Genomic DNA, 1,996 nt, shown 5'->3' with positions numbered 1-1,996 from the left:
GGTGCCTGCGGCCCCGGTCGCGGCGCTCACAGCTCGCCACCATTCTTGGAAGCGTATTCCTCCGCGGAAAGCAGCGGACCGTCCGACTCGGCGGCCACCTTGAAGAGCCAGCCCGCACCGTACGGATCGTTGTTGATCAGGGCAGGATCCTCCACGACGGCGGAGTTCACTTCCGTGACCTCCCCCGTCACCGGGGAATACAGGTCCGAAACGGACTTCGTGGACTCCACCTCCCCGCAGGTCTCCCCCGCAATCACAGCCGAACCAACCCCGGGCAAGTCAACATACACGATGTCACCGAGGGCATCGGTGGCCACGGCGGAGATACCGACGGACACAATGTTCGATCCGGCGTTGCCGGAGTCGCGGGCAACCCACTCGTGCTCGTCGGAGTACTGGAGTTCAGGTGCAACTTTTGCCATGTTTTTTCCTTTGCGTTGGTCTAAAACAAATTGTGGTCGGGTTGGGTGGCGGGGGCCGCCATCCTCGGCGTGCTGCTCCTTCGTCGCTTTGACGCACGCTGCCGGAATCCCGTCACCCGCCCTCCGCCAGTTCAGTTTTCGGGGCCAAGAGTTCCGGAAAAGAACGCTGGCCCTTTCGGGTTTAGTCGGTGACCCGTGGTTTCCCGTGGGCCGATCCAGTTCCCGCGAGCCAAGCCGCGGCAGGTGGCCCATTATCCAAAATCTAGGGCGATCGAACGCGACAGGTGCCGCAACACAGGCGCCAAGGGTGAGCCGAGGTTTCATACGGTTCGCCCTTCTGTTCGATAACCAAAGGTGACGGGGACGGCCCCATCGGGTGCCGGCATCCGGCAGCATGCGTCTAAGGGAGCGACACGTCCGCTCAGCGGGCGTCTTCGCGACCGAGCATGCAGAGGATGTCGGACCCGACGGGCTCAAGGCGAGACGACCTACTTGACCCGCTTGTAGAACGGCAGTGCGACAACTTCGAACCGCTCGGGCTTGCCGCGCAGGTCTACGTCCAGCGCCGTGCCGGGCTCAGCGTGTTCGACGTCGACATACGCCAATGCCACAGGGTAGCCGAGGGTCGGGCTGGGCTGGCCGGAGGTGACTTCGCCGACCACTACGCCGTCCTTGAGGACCGGGTAGTCGCTGCGGCCGGCGCGGCGGCCCAGGCCCTTGAGGCCAACCAGCTTCCGGCCGCTGGTGGAACCGGCGCCATCGGCCTTCAGTGCTTCGAGGGCAGCACGGCCCACGAAGTCGCTTTCCTTGGCGAGCGAAACCACGGGGCCCAGGCCTGCCGAGAAAGGGTTCCCTTCACGGGAGAGCTCGTTGCCGTAGAGCGGCATGCCTGCCTCGAGGCGGAGGGAGTCACGCGAAGCCAGGCCCGCGGGGATCAGCTCGCCGTCCTGGGCAACTGCCGCGATTGCTTGCCACAGGGCGGCAGCGGCATCGTTGTCTACGAAGATTTCGAAGCCGTCCTCACCTGTGTAGCCGGTGCGGGCGAGCAGCAGTTCCGTGGCCTTCCCGGCAAAGGTGAAGGGCACCTCGACGGCGGCGTAGTACTTGAGTTCGGTGACCAGCGAATGCTGTTCCGTCGGGACCAAGCGGAGGAGGATTTCTTCCGCTTTGGGACCCTGGACGGCGATCAGGGAGGTTGCCGCGGAGGCGTCCTCGACGACGACGTCGAAGTTGGCAGCCCTTTCGACCAGGGCTGCCGTCACGACCTGCGCGTTGCCGGCGTTGGGGACCACGAGGAACTTGTCGCTGCCGTCCTCGGAAGACGGTCGGCGGTAGGTGATGAGGTCATCGATGATGCCGCCGTCTTCCTGGCAGATCAGCGAGTACTTGGCCTTGCCTACCGCGATCGCCGACAGCTTCCCGACTAGGGCGTAGTCGAGGAAGGCCGCGGCTTCCGGGCCGGTGACCCAGACTTCGCCCATGTGGGAGAGGTCGAACAGGCCTGCGGACTGGCGGACGGCGTGGTGCTCGGCCAGTTCGGAGGAGTACTTCAGGGGCATCTGCCAGCCACCGAA

The 1,996-nt window shown here is 64.9% G+C and carries 2 protein-coding genes; both read right to left on the bottom strand.

The genetic code is table 11. The annotated features are described in order from the left end of the window. Nucleotides 1-26 precede the first annotated feature (26 nt). A complete protein-coding gene (gcvH, locus tag AB4074_RS24685; protein WP_441415732.1) occupies nt 27-422 on the bottom strand; it encodes a glycine cleavage system protein GcvH in 396 nt (131 codons plus the stop codon). 488 nt (nt 423-910) lie between these two features. Continuing rightward, on the bottom strand, nt 911-1,996 hold a 1,086-nt coding region (gene gcvT / locus AB4074_RS24680; protein ID WP_441415731.1), incomplete at its 5' end, for a glycine cleavage system aminomethyltransferase GcvT.

It is taken from the genome of Arthrobacter sp. 2MCAF14 (assembly GCF_052115645.1).
Classification (GTDB): Bacteria; Actinomycetota; Actinomycetes; order Actinomycetales; family Micrococcaceae; genus Arthrobacter.
The sequence above is the reverse complement of the archived record's forward strand: the minus strand, read 5'-3'. Positions and strand labels throughout refer to the sequence as shown.

Bases quoted from the DNA above. Each gene is read 5' to 3' on its own strand.
- gcvH (WP_441415732.1), bottom strand. From the start codon at position 422: ATGGCAAAAGTTGCACCTGAACTCCAGTACTCCGACGAGCACGAGTGG.